This window comes from Brevibacillus reuszeri (genome assembly GCF_002897295.1).
GTDB classification, from domain to species: Bacteria; Bacillota; Bacilli; order Brevibacillales; family Brevibacillaceae; genus Brevibacillus; species Brevibacillus reuszeri_A.
This window is the reverse complement of the sequence record NZ_BEXF01000017.1, coordinates 110,143-130,868: the sequence shown is the minus strand read 5'-3', so window position 1 is coordinate 130,868 and position 20,726 is coordinate 110,143. Positions and strand designations below refer to the sequence as shown.

At 42.6% G+C, this 20,726-nt stretch carries 24 protein-coding genes; 3 read left to right on the top strand and 21 right to left on the bottom strand.

Annotated features, from left to right (window positions below; translation table 11 throughout):
* Positions 1-104: 104 nt before the first annotated feature.
* From C3B52_RS23885 to arsR, 6 genes are all read right to left on the bottom strand, one after another.
* Complete coding sequence (locus C3B52_RS23885) at positions 105-308, bottom strand: hypothetical protein (RefSeq protein ID WP_103108881.1); 204 nt, start codon at positions 306-308, stop codon at positions 105-107.
* 13 nt (positions 309-321) lie between these two features.
* Positions 322-798, bottom strand: a complete 477-nt coding sequence (locus C3B52_RS23880) for a GNAT family N-acetyltransferase (RefSeq protein WP_103108880.1) — start codon at positions 796-798, stop codon at positions 322-324.
* A gap of 207 nt (positions 799-1,005) precedes the next feature.
* Entirely contained in the window at positions 1,006-1,410 is a 405-nt protein-coding gene (arsC, locus tag C3B52_RS23875; protein ID WP_103108879.1) for an arsenate reductase (thioredoxin), read from the bottom strand.
* Positions 1,411-1,430: 20 nt separating this feature from the next.
* Complete coding sequence (arsB, locus tag C3B52_RS23870) at positions 1,431-2,474, bottom strand: ACR3 family arsenite efflux transporter (protein ID WP_103108878.1); 1,044 nt, start codon at positions 2,472-2,474, stop codon at positions 1,431-1,433.
* Positions 2,475-2,494: 20 nt separating this feature from the next.
* On the bottom strand, positions 2,495-2,935 hold the full coding sequence (locus C3B52_RS23865) for an ArsI/CadI family heavy metal resistance metalloenzyme (protein ID WP_103108877.1): 441 nt from the start codon (positions 2,933-2,935) through the stop codon (positions 2,495-2,497).
* Between the two features lie 61 nt (positions 2,936-2,996).
* Positions 2,997-3,311: an arsenical resistance operon transcriptional regulator ArsR gene (arsR, locus tag C3B52_RS23860; protein ID WP_103108876.1), complete on the bottom strand. Its 315-nt coding sequence runs from the start codon at positions 3,309-3,311 to the stop codon at positions 2,997-2,999.
* A gap of 145 nt (positions 3,312-3,456) precedes the next feature.
* On the opposite strand from arsR, the gene C3B52_RS23855 reads away from it, so the two are divergent.
* Positions 3,457-3,753 (top strand): recombinase family protein, encoded by a 297-nt coding sequence (locus C3B52_RS23855; protein WP_103108875.1) that lies wholly within the window; start codon positions 3,457-3,459, stop codon positions 3,751-3,753.
* 149 nt (positions 3,754-3,902) lie between these two features.
* Here C3B52_RS23855 and C3B52_RS23850 read toward each other — a convergent pair whose 3' ends face one another.
* The gene (locus tag C3B52_RS23850; protein WP_103108874.1) at positions 3,903-4,178 is read right to left on the bottom strand and encodes a hypothetical protein; all 276 of its coding nucleotides are present in this window, start codon (positions 4,176-4,178) and stop codon (positions 3,903-3,905) included.
* Between the two features lie 306 nt (positions 4,179-4,484).
* On the opposite strand from C3B52_RS23850, the gene C3B52_RS23845 reads away from it, so the two are divergent.
* Complete coding sequence (locus C3B52_RS23845) at positions 4,485-5,942, top strand: flavin monoamine oxidase family protein (RefSeq protein ID WP_103108873.1); 1,458 nt, start codon at positions 4,485-4,487, stop codon at positions 5,940-5,942.
* Between the two features lie 98 nt (positions 5,943-6,040).
* On the opposite strand, the gene C3B52_RS23840 is transcribed toward C3B52_RS23845, so the two are convergent.
* Together C3B52_RS23840 and C3B52_RS23835 are read right to left on the bottom strand one after the other, a co-directional pair.
* Positions 6,041-6,463, bottom strand: a complete 423-nt coding sequence (locus tag C3B52_RS23840; protein ID WP_103108872.1) for an HD domain-containing protein — start codon at positions 6,461-6,463, stop codon at positions 6,041-6,043.
* A 192-nt stretch (positions 6,464-6,655) separates the two neighbouring features.
* Positions 6,656-7,315 carry a DUF3885 domain-containing protein gene (locus C3B52_RS23835; RefSeq protein ID WP_103108871.1) on the bottom strand — a complete coding sequence of 220 codons (660 nt, stop codon included), beginning with the start codon at positions 7,313-7,315 and terminating at the stop codon, positions 6,656-6,658.
* A 253-nt stretch (positions 7,316-7,568) separates the two neighbouring features.
* On the opposite strand from C3B52_RS23835, the gene C3B52_RS23830 reads away from it, so the two are divergent.
* Complete coding sequence (locus C3B52_RS23830; protein ID WP_103108870.1) at positions 7,569-7,976, top strand: DUF6173 family protein; 408 nt, start codon at positions 7,569-7,571, stop codon at positions 7,974-7,976.
* Positions 7,977-8,103: 127 nt separating this feature from the next.
* On the opposite strand, the gene C3B52_RS23825 is transcribed toward C3B52_RS23830, so the two are convergent.
* The 12 genes from C3B52_RS23825 to C3B52_RS38260 form a co-directional block, all read right to left on the bottom strand.
* Positions 8,104-9,114 (bottom strand): ABC transporter ATP-binding protein, encoded by a 1,011-nt coding sequence (locus tag C3B52_RS23825; RefSeq protein ID WP_103108869.1) that lies wholly within the window; start codon positions 9,112-9,114, stop codon positions 8,104-8,106.
* Positions 9,098-10,114: an ABC transporter ATP-binding protein gene (locus tag C3B52_RS23820; protein ID WP_103108868.1), complete on the bottom strand. Its 1,017-nt coding sequence runs from the start codon at positions 10,112-10,114 to the stop codon at positions 9,098-9,100. The genes C3B52_RS23825 and C3B52_RS23820 overlap by 17 nt, the downstream gene beginning before the upstream one ends.
* A 16-nt stretch (positions 10,115-10,130) precedes the next feature.
* The gene (locus tag C3B52_RS23815) at positions 10,131-11,051 is read right to left on the bottom strand and encodes an ABC transporter permease (RefSeq protein ID WP_103108867.1); all 921 of its coding nucleotides are present in this window, start codon (positions 11,049-11,051) and stop codon (positions 10,131-10,133) included.
* A gap of 14 nt (positions 11,052-11,065) precedes the next feature.
* Entirely contained in the window at positions 11,066-12,016 is a 951-nt protein-coding gene (locus C3B52_RS23810; RefSeq protein WP_103108866.1) for an ABC transporter permease, read from the bottom strand.
* An 83-nt stretch (positions 12,017-12,099) separates the two neighbouring features.
* Entirely contained in the window at positions 12,100-13,692 is a 1,593-nt protein-coding gene (locus C3B52_RS23805) for an ABC transporter substrate-binding protein (RefSeq protein WP_235615841.1), read from the bottom strand.
* Positions 13,670-14,845 (bottom strand): C45 family autoproteolytic acyltransferase/hydolase, encoded by a 1,176-nt coding sequence (locus tag C3B52_RS23800; protein WP_103108865.1) that lies wholly within the window; start codon positions 14,843-14,845, stop codon positions 13,670-13,672. The genes C3B52_RS23805 and C3B52_RS23800 overlap by 23 nt, the downstream gene beginning before the upstream one ends.
* 216 nt (positions 14,846-15,061) lie before the next feature.
* Positions 15,062-15,934, bottom strand: a complete 873-nt coding sequence (locus C3B52_RS23795) for a LysR family transcriptional regulator (protein ID WP_103108864.1) — start codon at positions 15,932-15,934, stop codon at positions 15,062-15,064.
* Positions 15,935-16,007: 73 nt separating this feature from the next.
* Positions 16,008-16,463 carry a macro domain-containing protein gene (locus C3B52_RS23790; RefSeq protein ID WP_103108863.1) on the bottom strand — a complete coding sequence of 152 codons (456 nt, stop codon included), beginning with the start codon at positions 16,461-16,463 and terminating at the stop codon, positions 16,008-16,010.
* Positions 16,464-16,840: 377 nt separating this feature from the next.
* Positions 16,841-18,157, bottom strand: a complete 1,317-nt coding sequence (locus tag C3B52_RS23785; protein WP_103108862.1) for a YncE family protein — start codon at positions 18,155-18,157, stop codon at positions 16,841-16,843.
* 164 nt (positions 18,158-18,321) lie between these two features.
* The gene (locus C3B52_RS23780; RefSeq protein WP_103108861.1) at positions 18,322-19,188 is read right to left on the bottom strand and encodes a stalk domain-containing protein; all 867 of its coding nucleotides are present in this window, start codon (positions 19,186-19,188) and stop codon (positions 18,322-18,324) included.
* A 145-nt stretch (positions 19,189-19,333) separates the two neighbouring features.
* Positions 19,334-19,663, bottom strand: coding sequence for a low molecular weight protein tyrosine phosphatase family protein (locus C3B52_RS23775; protein WP_103108892.1), 330 nt, complete (start codon positions 19,661-19,663; stop codon positions 19,334-19,336).
* A gap of 238 nt (positions 19,664-19,901) precedes the next feature.
* Positions 19,902-20,045 (bottom strand): membrane lipoprotein lipid attachment site-containing protein, encoded by a 144-nt coding sequence (locus C3B52_RS38260; RefSeq protein WP_164684899.1) that lies wholly within the window; start codon positions 20,043-20,045, stop codon positions 19,902-19,904.
* Between the last annotated feature and the right edge of the window lie 681 nt (positions 20,046-20,726).

Genomic DNA, 20,726 nt, shown 5'->3' with positions numbered 1-20,726 from the left:
TAACTCAAAACTAAATGATTGGAATTTTTGCCCCTTTTTAGCCATGAAAAAAAGCACCCCCTAAAATAATCATCGGTTTTAACACCAGGGTGTTTTTCCAATGTCTACTTTAAGGGGTGCACTTCACCGATACCTCTGATGTACTGATCCTGATAGGCTAGCCAGACAATCAGTTCCTTGTGTCTTTCAGATATAGCCAGCCTGGAGCCAGCTAAAACGAGAACAGAAATGACAACAGAGGTAGTCCCGTTTGACATACTGATGCCGTCCTTCTCCATCCCTTCGTATAAATCAATACAATTTCCCATGCGTATCCCCCGTCTATTTATCCACCTTCATCACCATCACGTTAAACGCAGTCCCATTGTTCACAAAAGAGGACGTTTCAGTAAATCCCATTCTCGCATACACCTTCATAGCTCGGGCATTAAAGGCTGCCACACTTAATCGCAAATACTCTGGTTTAAATTGCTGCCTAGCGAATGCAATTCCTGCTTGTAAAAATGATTGTCCTCTTCCTTTTCCAGTCCATTCAGGCTTCAGCCCAAGTCCGATATCGAGCACGTTTTCCCCGGTATACAGATTTTGCTTTCTCCCTTCCGGAACTTGAGCGTTTTGTCCAAAACAAAAAAAGCCTATCAGCTGATCATCATCGTCGCAAGCAGCATAGTAGGTACCGTCCAGCAGTTCCTGTATGGTTTCAGTGCTATCATCAAAATTATAAAACGAATACTCCTGTGGATATTTCCACTTTATGATTTCTTGTGCTTCAGCCATGGTCATCAAATGAAAGTTCACTTCATACCCCTCCATAAACCTTTTACGCTCACTTCGGTTTCGAATAACGATTTCCTGCTTCATGTCTCGTCAAAAAGGTAACCTCGCTAGAATTCGAATACTTCATCCCAATAAAAAAAGAGTGTCCGTCTTCAGCATTTACCTGCAAATACTGTCCTTCAGACACTCCCATTTTTCAATTCGTTTGGAGAAATAGTCCCCTTATCCCTAATATCCAGCTTCCATAAAGGCTTTTATACGCGCCCCAATTTCATCACGAACTCGTTGAAATTCAGACCACTCTTTACCCGCGGGATCGTCAAATCCCCAGTGAACGCGTTTTACGTGCGGAGGCGTGGTCGGGCAAACAGCATCTGCATGGCTGCATAGGGTCACGACCAGATCAGCCTCGTTTAATATTGCTGGGTCAATCACATCTGATGTTTGCGAAGTGATGTCTAACCCCACCTCCTGCATAGCACGAACCGCATTCGGGTTGACGCCATGAGCTTCAATTCCTGCTGAAAATACATTCCACCGGTCACCTACGTATTTCTTTCCCCACGCTTCAGCCATTTGGCTGCGGCACGAATTTCCTGTGCATAAGAAGTAGATGGTTTTTTTGTTTTCCATGACAGACTCACCTTTTCGAGTTAATTGGGAGAAGTGTTCGCAAAATGCTTACATTTGAACCATAATGCTACCTGTACCAAAGCAATCATCACGGGAACTTCAACGAGAGGGCCAATCACAGCCGCAAAAGCGGCACCCGAGTGAATCCCAAACACACCAACGGCTACAGCGATCGCAAGCTCAAAGTTATTACTTCCTGCTGTAAAAGCAAGAGTCGTCGTAACCGGATATGCTGCACCTATTTTCTTCCCCATAAAGAAAGAAATAAAGAACATCACTACAAAGTAAATAAGAAGTGGAATGGCGATGCGGACAACATCTAACGGCACACGAGCGATGCTCTCTCCTTTTATGGAGAACATCAGAATGATGGTAAAGAGTAGAGCAATCAATGTAACGGGGCTTATTTTGGGAATAAACATCTTCTCATACCACAGTCTGCCCTTTGCTTTTGCGAGAAAGAAGCGAGTCAGCATCCCTGTTAGAAAAGGAATCCCCAAATAGATAAAAACAGATTTGGCCACTTCTGCCATCCTAATGCTTACGACTGCACCCTGGATGCCGAGCCATTCTGGAATAATGGTGACAAACACATAGGCATAAACAGAAAAGAAAAGCATCTGAAATACAGAATTAAAAGCTACAAGCCCTGCCGCATATTCTGTGTCCCCTTTTGCCAGGTCATTCCAGACAATCACCATAGCAATGCATCGTGCCAAACCAATCAGTATCAGCCCAACCATGTATTCCGGTTTATCTGGCAAGAAAATGATCGCCAATACAAACATCAACACAGGGCCAATCACCCAGTTCTGAATCAGGGACAGCAGCAAAACCTTCCCGTCCCCAAAAACACGTCCCATCTCCTCGTAGCGCACCTTCGCTAAAGGAGGGTACATCATCAGAATTAAGCCAACAGCAAGAGGGATAGAGGTGGTGCCTATTTGCATGCTGTTCAAACTACCTGCCAAACCCGGGGCAAACGTGCCAACAGCAATTCCAATCGCCATCGCAAGGAAAATCCAAAGGGTCAAGAAACGATCTAAAAATGATAATTGTTTCATGAACACTCTCCTGTTTGGTTTTAGCAGCAAGACGCGTTGTTTGTGTCTGTATTTGCCTCTACACAGCAGGATGTAAACTCGATTTTACGGATGTCACTGTCAGCCTTTGTGTAAAAAAACTCCCATTCATTTCCATCTGGATCTGTGACCCAAAATTTATCCTGAACAGCATAGCAGCATGTTTTATCCAGCTCATCACGTGCAAAGAAGCCTTCGTTTTCCAGCCTCTGCTTATGGGCTATAATTTCATCTGCACTCGCAACCTGGAAGCCAAAGTGATTCACTTGATTTCCATGAACAACATCCCGGACATTTAATGTAAAGTTAAGTCCCGGATTTTCTAGCAGAAACTTTGCATAATCGGGCTTTACCTTTACAGGCTCTGCTCCGAATACTTTCCCATAGAATTCAATAGATTTCTCCAGATTGGTTACGTTAATCCCTACATGAGCATACTTCATTACTTACTCCTCCTTTATTTTCTGTTCATCAAAAAAAATTGATGTAAGGTTTAAAAAAAAATTAGCAGCAGCTCCCTTTCCCTGTTTTTCTGAAGACACAGCAAAGCTCTTCTGATAAAAGCTGGTTCACTTCATCATCGTTTAAATCGTAATAGCTCCATGTACCTTTGGTTTCTTTCAGTATCAGGTTTGCGTCCAGTAAAATCTTGAGATGGTAGGAGAGCTTGGATTGTGGCATATCAAAAATTTCTGTGAGGTCACATACGCATGTTTTTCCTCTCTGGCATAGCTCATACATAATTTCTAGTCGCTTTTGATCGGCGAGAGCTTTGAATTTCTTCTCATATTGCTCCAACTGTTGCTTGATATTGTTCATTACATACAACCTCATTCATCAATTTTTTTTGATGTTCTTATTATATGCACAGGTATCAAGTTGATGCAATCGTGAAATATAGTTTTAAGAAAATGCTGTTTATGTTAAATTGATTGGATAGTACCCATCTTCAGAGGTGATTTACATGGTAGCAGTTTTTGTCAGAACGGAAACAAATGAATTTATCGAGGTTCAGCAGCAAATCGAAAAGTGCTTACCCTTCGTGGGAAAATCAGAGCAAAAGATGTATATGGAATTCAGCACTACTGGCACTGATGCTGAACGCCTAGGCTTATCTCAACTTGTTGAGGACATTCAATCTGGTATGATTACAAAAGTTATTTGTGCTAGTTCAGATCGTATCTCGAATAATATGGCAGAGCTGAACCAATTCTTTCAACTCGTCCGCGAAAAATCAGTCGAACTCATTTTTGCCGGGTGATCTCCGTCTACCTGCTTGCTTCGCTTCCTCAGTTCTTCCTTCGCTCGCGAATCGCTTTATTCGAGAATCTCCAATCTTTAAACTCCACCTAAAGTGATAGAAAAAAAACCCCCAGGTTTTATCCCGAGGGCCGTTGATGGGCTGTAAGTTTAAGGAGTTGCTTCAGAGATATGTTTCCCATGGATGTCTATTATATTGCTAGTAAAGAAGACATGAATATCTGTAAATTCGCCAGTCACATCCGTATAGACCGTTAAAATCGGACTGTTCACATCGGAACGGTCCCAGTCCATAGAAAGAGCATGTTGGTCTCCATTCCATGCAGCCGGCCACTGGCCATCCATGGCCCTAAAGCTGTTAATTACCAGCGTTACATCTGTGTAGTTGAATGTCTCACTTGATAGAGCCTTATTAAATTTAATCACGATCTTGGAAATTGTGCTCTCAGGTGCAACTGTTGCAATTGCAGGCGTTGTCTCGCTATTCTCGACTTATACCGTCTTAAATGATCGGTTTTCGTTCGAGCCTACACCGTGCAGGCAACTTTCATCGCACACGGCGTTCCATCAACGAATAAGAAGGTTTGTTTACAACGGGCATCTTCATCATAAGCAAACCCCTTCCTCTGGTCTGCTATCCAAAGTTAATGCTGAGTTAACCTTAATTCCCTGACGAACCTCTGGGCACATCCACGAATACCATGAAATCAATCAAACTCCAAGGTGAACAAAATGGAATTTACAGCAAAACAATCTGAAGCTTCAATGGTTTCCATAATCAGAAATGGGTTACCCACAACGTCTTCTCCCAAACGCATCGTCATCGTTGGTGCCGGAATGGCGGGACTGGTAGCAGGATCACTTTTGAAAGAAGCTGGACATCACGTGACGATACTAGAAGCCTCCAATCGAGTCGGCGGGCGTGTTTTTACCATGCGTTCTCCTTTTTATGATGGGCAATACATCGAAGCTGGAGCGATGCGAATTCCTAGCACCCACCAGCTAACTATGGAATACATTTCGAAATTTCGCCTGCCTTTAAATGATTTTATCAACCAGACACCAAATGATCTGATTCAGGTCAATGGAATAAGAACTCGTCGATGGATATACGATCAAAATCCTGATATTCTTGGCTTCCCAGTAGCACCGAATGAACGTGGCAAAACGGCTGATGAATTAGCCCTTCTCGCAATCAAGCCAATTCTCGATTTTATTAACCAGAATCCTGAAAGGCATTGGCCCATCATAAAAGAATCGTTCGACAAGTATTCTATGGAACTTTTCTTGCGTAACAATCCTGTCGGACCTTCCTTGTCCGCTGCAGCTGTTCATATGATAAATGTTTTGTCAGGCTTCGAAGGATTTCCCGAGCTTGCCTTTCTGGAAATTTTGCGCGACTTCATCCTCTTTTCTCCCTCTACTCACTTTTATGAAATCTCTGGTGGATTTGATAAATTGCCCTGTGCATTTTTGCCTCAACTACGCGAGAATATTCACTTTAACCATAAAATGACCACCATCAGCCAGCATGGAGAGCATGTGACTATCTCTGGCTTGCAAACTTTAACTTCAGAGCCCTTCCAAGTGACGGCAGATTTTGCAATTATCACCTTACCTTTTACCCTTTTACAGTTTGTTAAGGTGGAGCCCTATCACTTGTTCTCCTATCAAAAATGGGCGGCTATTCGCCAGCTCCATTACGTTTCCTCCACAAAAATTGGCATCCAATTTTCCCACCGCTTCTGGGAAGATAACGGCCTGTATGGAGGCAACTCTACTACGGACCTGCCCATTCGACTCTCTTATTATCCGAGTCATCATTTTGGAGCATCAGGTGGAGTTGTCCTGGTTAGTTATACGTGGGAAGATGATGCCCTTCCCTGGATCAGCATGTCGAAGGATGAACAGATCACGACGGCTCTCAAAATCATGGCTAGCATCCATGGGGACGTGGTATATCAGTCTTTTGTGACTGGAGTTGTGCATAACTGGGCGCTCGATCCATTTGCAGCTGGCGCCTTCACTATGTTTAAACCCTTGCAGGAAACCGGAATCGGATCATATATAGAGAAGCCTGAGGGCAGAGTTCACTTTGCTGGTGAGCATGCTTCTGATTATCACGGGTGGATTCAAGGAGCGATTCAGTCTGCGGTACGTGCAGCGAGTGAAATAAACAGCATCCCTTAGGTACAACCCTAAGGGATTTTCGTGAGCGAACTGTAATGAACCCTTGACTCCTCAATCAAACCACGGACCAAAGAACTGCCACGCTAGCAGCTTCCTTTTTAAGATGAATGAAGTTCACTAATCGCCAGTTTATAACGCTCCACTCTGTCAAAATCCTCTTTCGTTGGATTGGGGAGACGTGTTAAATCGCAATTATCCTCTAAATCAGCCAATTTTACCAATCTTGCTATCGGGTCCTGTTTTGTTCTTTTGATAAAGTCCATGTAGGTTTCACCCTCTCGCCGGGTTAAAGCAACTACACCCGCAACAACCTCACGAGGCAACCCTGCTTGTAAAAGGTCTTCAGGCGTTACATTGGTATCTTCGAGAACATCGTGCAAAACAGCTGCGATCATCGTCTCCTCTGTATTCATCCGCAGCATGATCCTCAGTGGATGAAGGATGTAAGGATTGCAGCCTTTGTCTACTTGTCCCGCGTGTGCCTGTGTCGCAATTAGAATCGCTTTCTCCAGTCGATTCATTTGTTCACACCTCTCGAACAGATTTCAAAGGATTGATGCCGATCAGGCGTAATATCCTCCCTGAGCTAGGTATTCACCAGTTTCTTTGTAATGCCTCCATATCTTTGTAAAAGCTTTCAGAGCCAAAAATTGATGTTCTCTTTCGTCACTGGCTAGCTTCTTCACGCGAACAATCTGATACAGCCTTTTTCATCAAAAGCTTTTAAACATGCTGTCAATTCGTTGTCTGTCATAGTCTAAAATCCAGCTATTATACTTTCTGTACAGGCCACTAATAGAGAAAGCATGGTTCGAAACCACATCAAGTCCTCTGTCATCATAAAGATGATAAATGATATGGGATCGCGGATTGATAAAATGCACTCCTTCCCTAGTAAACGGATGATTAAAATGGGGGAAGTCTTGATATCCGATTGCTGTCAAAATGCCTTTGTAATCAATCTCATCTCGTTTGCACCATACGCAGCTTTGATAGCTTATCCCTGCAAGCTCGCCATCCTCTTCATATTCTCTTTCCAGTTCGACCCGGTCCACTTCCGCTAGTAAATCCTTATTTCTGATAAATGTAGGAATTACGTTGATACCCTTATTTAGGAATGGATAGTCCAAAAGATGATATTCGTATGAATTTACTACCACACACATCTCGTCAGCCGCATCAAATATCTCTTCGAATAGAAAAATGGATCGCATCTTTACTGTTTGAAAGTAAGCAGGATGTTCAATCCCCCGGTAAGGCACACCAATTTCGAAGCGCAACCCAATCGGAGAGTGATAAAAAAGGGCTGGCGCCAGCTCTAGTTCTGGAAAGTTTGCCTCCATATAATTGTTCAGTCTGTTTATTCCATTCATTCGCTTGTTCCTCTTTCAGGTCAAATATTTCATACACAGGATAATAAGTACAGTTTTCGATTTTCATTTCATATATCCCTTTTTGCGTAGCCTCTAAACTAAAATGGTTCTGTTGTTCCATTTACTTCCCTGCCAGCAGCGAATTGTATCATCTTTATGATTCCTTTTTACAGTTTCAATGGTTCTAAATTCTATTCAATCTCTTTTTCAAACGATTCCGATAGCTTATAATTGTTAGAAAGGGGGGATTGCTATGGCATTAAACGAAATCAACCTACCTAGTTCCCCGAATACTCTTACTACGAAGGAACTACCTGTTTTCGAAGTACAAGCGGGCCTTAACCTCGCCAGCGGGTTTCACAAGCAATTGATCGAAATGATTGCGGAGTTCGAAAACGGTCTGGATGAACACCACGAAGTCGGAATTCGTCTCGTTTCGTTTGGACAAAATGTTACTTTGCGTGTAGAGGGTATAGGCTATTATAATCCTAGCCTCATTCGATTCTTTGGATCGGCGGAGGGAGGGGCGTCGATGGAGTTGATTCAGCATGTAAGTCAGATCAGCTTTCTGTTGATGGCAGTGAAAAAAGCTGATCCAGCGAATCCTCCTAAGCGGATTGGGTTTAAAGCAGCGGCAGAGCAAGAGGGAGACGCGGGATAGCGTCTCTTTTTTTGAATCCCCCAGACTACTATGCACAATATGCACGCGTAGATATTGGGGGATCTAATTTGATATAGCCTATTTACTTATACTCTTATTAAGGTTCAATAGTTTATATCCTCTAGGATCAATGTGAATAATCCTCTCCATATAAGTGACAGGACACGAAATGATTAGAAGCTACTTCTTGTTTTACTGGAGCTATTTCCTTGCAAACACCCTTCACATACGGGCATCTTGTTTGAAAAACGCACCCGGATGGAAGGTTCATAGGAGATGGGATTTCTCCTCGCAGGATAACCCGCTCTCGTTTCTTCTGCGGGTTGGGTAGCGGTACGGCTGATAATAAGGCTTGCGTATAGGGATGCAGTGGGTTAGCAAATAAGCTTTCAGTAGGGGCATGCTCTACCATGTGTCCTAAATACATCACACCGATACGGTCAGAAATATGACGAATCACGCTAATATCATGCGCGATGAAAAGATACGTCAATTTATACTCGGCCTGTAGCTGCTGTAACAAATTAATGATTTGTGATTGGATAGAAACGTCGAGCGCGGAAACAGGCTCATCACAGATCACAATCTTGGGATTGACAACCAAGGCTCTTGCCAATCCGATTCGTTGACGTTGACCACCAGAAAACTCATGTGGATACCGATAATAGTGGTCTAGCTGTAACCCCACCTTATTCATGATTTCCATCACTCGTTCCGTACGCTCCTGTTTCGAACCGATCGAGTGAATGGCCAAGGGCTCTTCCAACGTTTGACCAATACGTTTACGAGGATTCAACGATGAAAAAGGGTCCTGAAATACCATTTGCATATCTTTTCGAATGGCACGAAGTTCTTTTCCCGATAGTTGAAAGATATCTTCTTCCTTATAGAGTGCCTTTCCCTCCGTCGGATCTGTTAGCCGTAAGATCGTTCTGCCCATTGTACTTTTTCCGCAACCGGATTCCCCGACAATCCCTAATGTCTCACCCTCGTAAAGCTGAAAAGATACGTCATTTACCGCCTTCACATATCCTTTCACTCCGCCAAATACTCCCAACGGTCCTTTTACAGGAAAGTATTTTCTGAGCCCCTTTATATCAAGAAGAGGCTGTTTGGTTTCATTAGCCATAAGAGACATAACTCTCCTCCTCGTCTAATGCGATTTTATCAAAATGCCAGCATCTTACTTTGTGCTGTTCGGTATGTTCCTTCATATCTGGTGAGTGTTCACGACACAAATCATCCGCATACGGACATCGGGGGGCAAAGCGACACCCTACGGGAATATTGTGCAGGGTAGGCACCATCCCTTCAATGACATGCAGCTTTTGAGAACGATCACCATCCAATTGCGGTATCGACTTCAAAAGTCCTTTCGTATAGGGATGACAAGGATTCGCAAATAGTGTTTGTGTGTCAGCTTCTTCCACGACTTGCCCCAGATACATAACCACAACACGATTACAAATTTCAGCGACTACACCGAGGTCGTGTGTGATAAAGATAACTCCCATCTCATGCTTTTTGTTCAAATTTAGAATCAAGTCTAGGATTTGAGCTTGAATCGTAACATCTAAAGCGGTTGTCGGTTCATCCGCAATTAGCAAGCTCGGTTGGCAAGCCAGAGTCATGGCGATCATGGCCCTTTGCCGCATGCCACCTGATAATTGATGCGGGTATTCATGAACTCTTTTCTCTGGGGCCGGTATTCCCGTCAGCCGTAACAAATCGATAGCCTTTACGTACGCTTCCTTTTTGGATACATTCTGATGCAATAAAATGGCTTCAACGATTTGATAACCGATGGTAAATACAGGATTTAACGAGCTCAAAGGGTCTTGGAAAATGATTGAGATCTCATTGCCCCGAATATGCTCCATCTCCGACGTTGGAATTTTGATCATATCCTTCCCTTTAAAGCGAATTTCTCCCTCATACTGAGCTGTATGCTTTTCATCAAACAACCTGAGAATCGCTTGAGATGTGACACTTTTCCCACATCCAGACTCACCGACAACCCCAACGATTTCTCCTTTTTCGACATGGAATGAAATTCCGTCTACTGCCGTTATCCGACCACGCTCGGTAAAAAAGTGGACCTTCAGATCTTTTACTTCCAAGAGAGGTTGATTCTTCATGAAAATCCCCTTTCATTCACTTTTTATTTCGCTTAAAGGTGTGGTTGGAATGTGGATCTACCATATCTCGAACCCCATCACCCCAAAAGTTCAGACCCATGACTGTTAAAATAATAAGAATTCCAGGAAAGACAGTCATCCACCATGCTTTAAAAATCACCATTTTTCCATCATATAAAATGTTGCCCCAGCTAGGGTCTGGCGTCGGAACACCCGCTCCTAAGAAGCTTAAGGCTGCTTCTGTAATGATCGCATCGGCAAACACAAAGGTTGCCTGGACCACAAGCGGCGACAGTGTATTCGGGGCGATATGCAACCAAATAATGCGTGCGGTACTAGCTCCCTGTGCTTTCATGGCTTCAATATAGGTTTCTTCGCGAACAACTAGCGCTGCAGATCGAACAATTCTTGCGACATAAGGAATAAACACGATCCCGAGCGCAATAATGACGTTTTCCTTCCTCGGACCCAGCGCTGCCACAAGTGCAATTGCAAGCAAAATCCCAGGGATCGCCATTAGCCCGTCACAAACTCGCATCAGGATTTGATCAAGAACACGATAGTAGCTGGCATATAATCCGATCATCATGCCGATGACCGATGCTACGATGGTCACTGAAAATCCTACGCCGATGGATACTTGGGCACCGTAAATAATGCGCGTTAAGAGATCACGCCCAAAGTTGTCTGTCCCCAGTATGTGTTCTGGGCCTGGTGGCTGAAGGCGATTAGCGGGTTCCATCTCATAGGGATCATATGAAACCAAATACGGCCCGATAATCGCAAGCACAGTTATCAAGATGATGACCAGGCTTCCGGTAAGCATCATTTTGTTTGCTAGAAAACGGCGGTAAAATAAGCGCCTCTGCTCCTTTTTCAAAGTGTGTTTGATTTGAGAAAGCTCGACATTGTCAGTGTTAATTTCAAGCGCACCCATCCGATTTCTCCTTTCTATTTCCGTTCAAGTCTCACCCTCGGATCGATAATTCCGTACAACACATCCACTAATAGATTGATTACCACATAGGCAGTCGTAACAAAAAGCACTACCCCCTGAATGACTGCGTAATCCCGACGCTCCACAGAATTAATAATCAGCTGCCCAATTCCGGGAATGTTAAAGATGGATTCAGTCACCACAGCGCCTGTAATCAGTCCCCCAAATGTTTGCCCGATAACTGTTAAAATCGGCAAAAAAGCGATTCGCAGTGCATGCTTATAAATGACCCCTCGCTCTTTAACGCCCTTTGCACGAGCTGTTTTAATATAATTGGTATTTAAAACCTCCAGCATGGATGAGCGAGTCATCCTTGTGATTAATGCAGCCTGTATTGCTCCCAATGAAATAGAGGGAAGAATCAGATATTTTAAGTGTGTCCACAGGCCCAGCTCAAGGGGTTTATAACCGGCAACAGGTAACCATTGCAGCTTTACGCCAACCAACAGTATTAGGAATAGAGCGAGCAGAAAACTAGGAACTGCCATCCCCAACAACGAAAACCCCATAATCGTTTGGTCGGTTGCCGTCCCTCGTCGAATTGCGGCCTTAATCCCAATCGGAATAGCAATGACTAGTGCTACGATCTGAGCAAGTATCGCCAGGGAAATGGTTGGTGACAAATGGCTCAAAATAGACTGCATGACGGATTCTTTCATAAAAAAGGATTCTCCCAAATCCCCTTGAAATACTTTCGCAAGCCACTCCACATATTGCTGATATAACGGCAAATTCAGACCAAGCTGTTCCCGCAATACTTTGATATCCTGGGCCGTGGCCGATTCTCCTAACATAACAGTAGCTGGATCGCCAGGCGTAATGTGGATGATCAAAAAGATGACTAACGATACAACAAACAATACAGGTATAAGGGCGAATAGCCTCTTTAACAAATAAATGTTCAATGTTCACCCTCCTTTTTTTCGAAAAGTTCCAAAAACATTCCACCCACTTCAGTTGTAAATGGGTGGAATAAAATTTTCCCTCTCTATTTCTGATTCGATACGTTCCAAAAAATCAGACCATCTAACCATCGCATGTTTTTTACAGATATCTGGGTTGCCGAAACGCTGTTGCCGTCACCTATTTTGACTACGGGAGCATATTCGTAGAACCACTTTTGCAAATCATCATAGACAACTTTAGCTTGTTCTAGATTTGGTGCTCCTCTAAATGCAACAAGAAGCTTGTCAAGCTCAGGACTATCCGTCCACCCGGGGAAATCCTTTCTCATAAAAGCCAGTGAACTTGGCTCAGGTTTTGGCGTATTGGTAATCACTAAGATGTCAAATTTGTTTTCATCATTACGCAGCTCTGTGAAGGTTGGCCAATCGTACACCTCCAGCTTTGTCTTCACTCCCATTTTTTCCAGCTGTTGTTGAAAGGCAACAGCTCCGTTGTACATATCCTCATAATCCCTACTGGTTACAATTTTAATTTCTTCCCCTTTATAACCCGCTTCCGTCAGCATTTGTTTTGCTTTTTCCGGATTATTTTGGTTATATAACTCTTTTCCTATTTCGCTGGACCATTGCCCGAGCTGATAGTACATCATCATGCTAGAATTTAGTTTGTAGTACTTCTCATTCGTATAGGCACCGATTAAGATGGATTCGGCATCAATTCCCGTACCAATTGCTTGACGTGCCTTCGCGTTGGTAAACAGCCCTTTCTTTTTATTGAAGTAAAGATTCAACATTCCCGTTGGAGCGATATCAATCTTTATATTAGAATCGCTTTCAAGCCTTTCTACATTATCGTAAGAAACGTCAGCTGCAACGTCATATTCATCGGCTATTAAACCCGCGACTTGAGTAGATGCATCAGGCGTAAATTGGAAGTACAAATCATCCACCAGAGCTTCTCGTTTTCCTGCTAATCCATCAGCCACTTCGCTCCGTGTCTGATACTCTGGGTACTTAGCCAGATGAATATGCTGGTCCTGCTTCCACTCCTTGAATTGAAATGGCCCTGTACCCACATAATCCTTTACTCCCTTTGAATCAGCTGTATCAATGATTTCCTTCGGCATAATTGCCGGATAATTCCCGCCAAGGTAAGCAAGGATTGGCATGGCGGTCGCGGTTGGTTGCTTCAAATGTAATATAGCAGTATTTGCATCCTTCACTTCAAAGGAAGCCCCTTCAAAATGATCTTTACCAGCACTGGAAATGGTGATCCACCGATTCATAGAAGCCACAACATCTTCCGCTGTCATTTCTTTTCCATTATGGAAACGAACACCTTTTCGCAGCTGAAACGTGACCGTCTTACCATCCTCACTTTGCTCCCAAGAATCTGCCAGCATCGGCTTGATTTGATATTTCGTGTCTATCGTGACAAGCGTTTCAAAGATATTTCTTCCAATGGTTGCCGATGCCTGCGATGTGGTAACATGCGAATCTAGTGTCTGGGGTTGTGCCTGATAGGCAACTTTCAATTCGCCTCCCACTTTTGTTTCCGTATTTATATTTGTATCGGAAGTTGTTGCCTCATTTTGTGAGGATTGAGCTCCGCAGCCCATTAAGCAAAGAGCCAGGAAAAGAAGGCAAAATTTTTTAGCCATGCTGGAACTTTTCATGAAATGATCTCCCTCCTACTATTCCATCCGTACTTTCTGAAAATGAATAACGTTTGTATTCGTACTGATTAGGTGGTCCGATTGCAACCCAGAGATTTCCTTTTGTTGGTTCAGCTATGACCGATGCAAAGGTTATAATGTCTGCTCCATTATCACCTGGTGATTGTACTGTCTCATCCCCTGGAATTTGACACAAACAGTGCGGATATGTACTGCGATCTCGTAAAATGTCTTGCATGACATCTACATTCAGCTTACCGTGATTTTCCTTCAACAAACGTTGCATGAGATCCAGTCGAATTCGTGAATTCTCCAGTTCAACTCCATGTAATCGCTCCTCTTTAAGCAATTCTGCCGCCGTATAGTGATTGGAGTGGGCTAGTAAGCCATTTTCCGGTCGAATAATGATCTCACGAGTCGGTGTGTTCTCAAGATCAGCCGCCCCTTTTTTGTCCATCATGATCAAGTTTCTAGAAGATGCCCGATGAATACTTCTAACCAGTTGAATTGCATCTTCAACCGTAGAGGTAGTTAGTGCAAGGCGGGAAAACATATAACGAGGGAAGCCTACACGCCAGCCATCACAGGTTAGAAAGTTTGCAAAAACGCCCATGCCAATATTATTGATCCCGATATAAGAAATTTGACCTGCTGTTGTAAGCATCAGGGTAGCAGGGCCATGATCAGGAACGATTTCAACGACCACACCCAGTTCCGAATAAAAAGCAGGAAGGTCGCAGTTTTGTCCGATCAATGGTATACCGTTGGAGGTCGCCTCTTCCAAAACTGCAAATGTCGTACATTCGTTCTGAGACTTGAAATAGTGGTTTATTTCAGCTCGCAATTGAAGCAGATAAGCTTCTTCAACAGTGATACCCGCGCCCTCTGAAATCCCTATAACCTCCTCATCAAATGAGGCAGCATATTTTTGTACATATGGTCGATATTGCAAAACAGCTTCTTCCAATTTACGGGTAGAAAGCGGAAACCGACGATTTAATCGCTCTTGGGAATAATAAAGATGCTTCTTAATTAAGCTGGTACAGGATTCACCAAATTGTTGTCCAATCTGGCGATGTGTACCCCTAAAACGAAAAAACGGAAACGCCTTTGATGACTTACCTTCGTAGTTTTCCTTTAGTTGATCTGACATTCGATTCGCTCCTTAAGCATTGTTTCACTCTGCACTCTGACATTTCAGCACGTATGTAAAAAGATCAACTCCTTAGAAATTTTTATAATTTTTGTACTATTAAAATATCACGGGGTATTATTAAAGTAAATTTTATATTTTTATCATGAATTGAAAAAAATTTTTAAGCTTTCTCAAATAAAAAACAGTGCAAGATGCACTGCTCAGGAAGTAAGATCACGAATATTCCATAATATCAAACGATGTAATGTAATTGATGAACTTATCAACTACTGCCAATTGGGTGGCTGATTCCCGATACATGATCCATGTTTTCATAGTTATCGCATCCCCACTCTTGTAGATCAATTCTTTGGTTTGCAGTTGATCTTCAGACTTCAAAAAACAATCTGGAATAATGGCATAACCCAGCTCATTTTTCACCATCTCTTTACAGATCTCAAAAGTATCAACTTGCATAGTGATAAGAGGAGGCAACGAAAATCGTTCATACCACCATTTATTAATATCTTCACTAAAATCGATGTTGTTTTTATAGTTTATTCTTGGAATTTTGGGCAAATTCTCAAGTTGAAATTTCTCTTTTGAAATAATATACACATTTTCTTCTTTCACAAAATATTTCTTTTCAGACCAATGGTAGTTTCCCCTAACGATACCAACATGAATATCTTCATTCCGTAATAAATCGTATATCTCATCACTAATACCTGTATTTACATTAATTTCAACCTTGGGATACAGTTTTAAGAATTCCTTTAGGATAGGTGGAAGTTTGTAATGTGCAATAACTCGAGATACTCCCAGTCTCAGTGTTCCTTGGGGTTCACTCCCCATATTTAACACATAATCCTTAGCATTTCTTAACTCTACTAACGTTTTCTTTGCATATTGAACGAGATATCTTCCCTCAGGAGTAAATTCAATGCTTCTACCATTCTTAGATATAATATTAACTCCAAAATCCTTCTCCAACTGATGGAGTCGATATGTTAATGCCGGTGGTGTAATATGGAGAAGTTCTGCAGCCCTTGTTAGATTTTGCGCTTCAAAAATATACGTTAACATTAAGCAATCCTTCTCATTCATAGTTAACCCCCTACCATTAAATAATAATTTGATTTCCTTCTCCCCTACACATCCATATTATAGAATTAACTCATTATAGCTTATACAAAGTCACATCATAATCGCTATAGATCTCTTCAATCCTCTTGCTGACAACATCCCAAGAACCATTCGCTAGACCGCAGCCAATATTAAAAGGTAGAGCAATGCTTAAGTTCGTTTTCATAGCCCTATTTTTTAGTTCGATCAATGCTCTTTCTAGTGCTAAGTAATCAGTATATTGCTCTTTTCCACGACCATATTTAAACTGCCCAAATAGATTAGCAACAATTTTACCTTCCGCGCATTGAACCAACTGACATTCACCTAGCAGTTGAATTTTATCCAAAATACCATTGCATTTGTTTTTGTATAAATCATATGCTTCTGGATGCTTCTCCCGGATTAATTTAGCTACCCCACTTCCCATAACACCTTTGCAATTGACTTGATGTCCAATAATATCTTCGGTTGCACTGAGTAGATCACCATTTACTATTCTTACAGCCATTCCTGGACCTCCTTCTCTCTACAATCCCCTTGAGCTTGTACTCCACTATAGATTCACTCCACTTACAAATCAAACGAACTGGTGAATTTCATTAAAGAAAGGACTTAATTTCAGCATCCGCGAGAAAAAACTAAGAAGAGTAATGTTATTATAAAATAAATACTAGATTATAACTCACTTATTCCTAGTCTTCGCTTTACTTTTCTATGAAGCGCGATAACCTGCTTTAGTTTTCGAAGACAATGCTCAATAGTTGATATAACCAAACTAACGCCTAGACAAAGGGATTAAATTCAAAAAACCCGTCTCTTTCATACTAGAGACGGGCTATTTTATTCTCAAATGCATTCAGCACATACTTTTTTCCATCTAACTAATTATAGCTGGCTACAAACTCTTCCAACCGCGACTAAATTGGGGTTATTCCCTACTGGTACTGTAGTGATAATTGTATTGGTTGCCGTATCGATGACTGAAACGTTGTTAGATAGATTATTCGGTACGTAAACCTTTCTTCCGTCAGGAGTTAACGCTGCATCACTGGGAGAATCCCCAACGCCCTTCGTAATGGTTGCAATGACGGTATTGAATGTTGGAGAGTTCGGACTCGCATCGATGACAGAGATGGAATCATCTTCTGAATTCAATACATAGGCTCTTGTCCCTTCTGGAGTATTCCCAATCCCTACACCTGCAGGTCCAGCTCCTACCGTGACTGTTATGACTGTATTGGTTGCAGTGTCAATTGTCGAGACAGTGCCGTCTCCTGAATTCGTTACAAAAACACTTGTCCCGTCCGGTGTAATTGCAACATCAATTGGTCCATTCCCAACTGTGATGGTTGCGATAATCGTATTGAATGTTGGAGAAGCTGGGTTCACATCGATAATGGAGACCGTGCCATTAATCGTATTCGCCACATATGCCCTTGGCCCGGCTGGTGTATTGCCGATGGCAATTCCGAATGGAAAAATCCCGACTCCCTCCGTTATCGTGGCGACTACCGTATTCGTTGTGGTATCGATGACTGAGATGGACTTGTCTAGGACGCCCACAGTACCGGCATTTGTCACATACGCCCTAGTTCCGTCAGCAGTAATTGCCACTAAGAGAGGACGAATTCCCACAGGGATCGTAGCAATGGAAGTATTGGTTGCCGTATCAATGACGGATACCGTTCCGTCAAACTGATTGGGCACATACACTCTTCTTCCATTTGGCGTAATCGCTGCTCCAATAGGTGCATTTCCTACAGTTACGGTAGCAATTACGGTATCAGTTGCTGTATTAATGACAGAGACCGTATTACCAAGAGCTTCAAGAGTCCCCGAATTTGTCACATAAGCCAATACACTGCAAGCGTCAATTGAACTAATCTTACAGATCGGGATAATACGTGTACCGAGTCCACTATTGAGAATCAAGCTTCCTTCGTCAACACGGAAAATGGTTCCTTGGATGATATCACAACATCCAGAGATCGTGACTGAAATAAACTGGCCTTCTAATTTCCTCAGCTTCCTCCTCAAATCTTTAAAACAGATCTCATCGGGACAAGGCGAGCTGGACGATCCAGATGGCCCCACTACCTTTTCAGCTTTTATCTCTACTTTTTCAGCTTTAATCTCCACTTCATCCACACATAGCTTTTCAATCCTGATATCGTTGCTTTGCGTTTTCTTTTCATTCCCCACGGCCTGACACCTCTTTTTTCAACTTCATCTTTATACTTTATGTATGGCCTGTTTTCTATGAAAGGGATATATCACAAGCAACAGAAGCACAAAAACTTAGCGGTTCCATGTCATTCATCCTAACCGCAAAATAAATACCCCCGCCGCAGCGAGGGTTATAAAACTTAAGATTGGGTTTCATTCGAAGTGGATTCGGTCTCTTCGTCGATATTTGCTTCGGTTTTTTCCTCATCCGTGTCCTTGAGCAAATCGTCAATCAAGACAATTTTGCCTTCTTCCTGCCAATTCACTTCTGCTTTCAATTGTTCACTGACAAACCGCAGCGGCAGGAACAGGCGACCGTTTTTGAGGACCGGAGCGATCTCAAGAGCGACAGTTTTTCCATTCACAGTTGCTTCTTTTTTATTCAGGTATAGTGTAATAGAGTCATCGCCACGAGTGATCAAAGCTGAGCTTGTTTTCGGATCCCAGGTCACTTCCGCTTTCAGCGCGGAACTGATTGCTCGAATCGGAACGAGAGCTCTACCACCCTGCACGAAAGGTTTTTCCTCCATCACGAGAACCTTCCCATCCAAGAGTGTGGTGATCTCGGTACTGCCAGATGCTTTCAGCAGTTTGCCCAGCTTGACGACAGATGAGCGGTCAGTCTTATTATAGTAACGCTCTACTAGTTCGAGTTGCACTTCTAGGGATTGAGGGATGTCCGCTTGTTTTTCTAACTCGGATACTAGGGCTTCGTATTTTGCTTTCTGTTCGCTAGTAATCTCGGTCGAGTGCTTCAATTCCTGACGCAGCTCAATCAGTTCTTTTTTCGTTTTCACATTGTCTAGGACAGATTTGGCTGAAGAAGGATTGTTTTCTGCAGTGTCTTGTACAGTATCTGTTGTCTTTTCTTCTTTCGCCGTTTTCTCAGATACTTCTACTTTTGCATTTCCTTTACCATTTCCGTCTCCACCCTCTTTTGCTAAAGCAGCAGGAACTGCACTCGTTAGTAGGGCAAGAACCAAAGATGCGGACACCAATTTTTTCATCATGCATTCTCCTTAGAAGTTGTATTATGGCTGTTACGCATCTCTTGACGGAAAATGATGCCACAAGGTTGCTAAGACTATTTGACTAATTATTTTAAAATGCTACTAGGAGAATCTTGTAAGTCGAGGGCTACAAGAAGCTGATTTATTCTGGAACATCGATGTATTCAGACACTCTTGACTTTAGTATTTCAATTAAGTCCCCGTCCATATATTCATAATCATCAGGAATACCAAGGCAAATGACCTTTTTCTTCGAAAGGTTTACTCCAAATTTATCTTTTAATCTTCTAACATGCTTTTTCTCCATTACAAAGATCACGTCAGCCCAACCAATATGACCAATGGTAACTTTTATTCGTGCATTCTCCTCGGTACCAGCAGATCTAACGTCAGAGTTATTAACACCATGGAAAATTTTCTGGGCTGTTAAACTGCGCCATTTATTTCTGCTGCAAATGAATAATATTTTGATTTCCTTCTCCTCCAAATCCAATTAATATAGCTAATAAAAAGTCACATCATAATCTCTGTAGATCTCTCATCAATTGGATCACCCTTCGGCGAACATCCGACTAATGCCGCGATTAAGACAATAACGAATAATGATAACGTAAACCGTTTCATGGCAACCCCCATTCGCTGAAATTACCTAGTTATACAATAGATGGCGCAGTTAATCACGGACCTGTGTCTTCACTCGGTGCGGGTGTTTAAGACTTTGGAGGGACGTTCCCTTCCTCTATACTTTTCTTGACACTGTCCGGTATAGAATCCAAATTTCCGTTCGTGTCCTTGAACTCTCTGCATCCCGTTAGGATCGCCAACACTACGAGTATGTACAAAGACCGTTTCATAGCGCACACCTCACTTTTACCAAATTATACCACGCGCATGCAGGCAGGTTAATGGTGGGATGTCGTCTCAATCTCGCCCCAAACGACCCCTGAAGTAAATTTATGTGGTTTCTATATTGAGTTAGTGCAACTCACATCTCCGCCGCTTCAAAGAAAAAGCCCCACCAAAATATGGTGAGGCAGCATAAAAGTTAGTTTGTAATACTAGAAACCCAATTCATACCGTCGAACGTGATCACAAGCTTACCAGAAAGGACGTCTCCATCACTATCTTGAAATTGATTTAAGTCAAGCGTTACGGTATCACCCACGACCGCAGTCAAACCTGAAGCATAGATCAAGAAAACAGTTGGGTTTGGAGACAAGATATTAAAGACATTTATTCCTGCCCTTGATTTTTCTACCACAAGGTTATCGCGTATGGAACTACCACTCGGTACCGATTCCCCCGCACTAACACCAATTGCATTACTGCTAAATTTTAAATCACCACCACTTATGGAAAATACCCCATAGGAGTTAGCAGGCGCTGAATTATTTGGTGAAAATTCAATATCAACATCGCTATTCTCGTCTTATCCCTCTCTATCTCTCGGTCTTATAACGAGACTACACCGTACAGGCGACTTTCATCGCATACGGCGTTCCACCAACAGATTAAAAGGTCTCCTTTCGCTGAAA